This is a genomic window from Oceanobacter antarcticus, from assembly GCF_044962685.1.
Lineage (GTDB): Bacteria > Pseudomonadota > Gammaproteobacteria > Pseudomonadales > Oceanobacteraceae > Oceanobacter > Oceanobacter antarcticus.
Genome location: NZ_JBBKTX010000095.1, coordinates 1 through 292 on the forward strand (window position 1 = coordinate 1; position 292 = coordinate 292).

1 pseudogene is annotated in these 292 nt (G+C 55.1%); it reads left to right on the plus strand.

Annotation, left to right across the window (positions count from 1 at the left end):
- Positions 1–126 precede the first annotated feature (126 nt).
- Positions 127–292, plus strand: a pseudogene (locus WG929_RS21075) (DDE-type integrase/transposase/recombinase); the annotation flags it as partial.

Genomic DNA, 292 nt, shown 5'->3' on the forward strand with positions numbered 1-292 from the left:
GCTTCTTCAATACAGCGGCCTTACGTTCGTCTGAGTAACGTGGCATAGCAATCCTTTTGACCCACTCTGAGAAGAATTTAGGCGAAAACGCCTACTGGACAACTAGGGTGACAGAGCGGGGTACCACAGCCCACCAGTTTTACGGCCACGGGGCCTAACGAAGTGTGGACTTGGGACATCAGCTACTGCCCATCGGAAGTGCGCGGCCAGCACTGGTATCTGTATCTGATCATGGACGTGTACAGCCGCAAGATCGTCGCCTGGGAGGTACATGATGCCGAGTCTGGCGAGC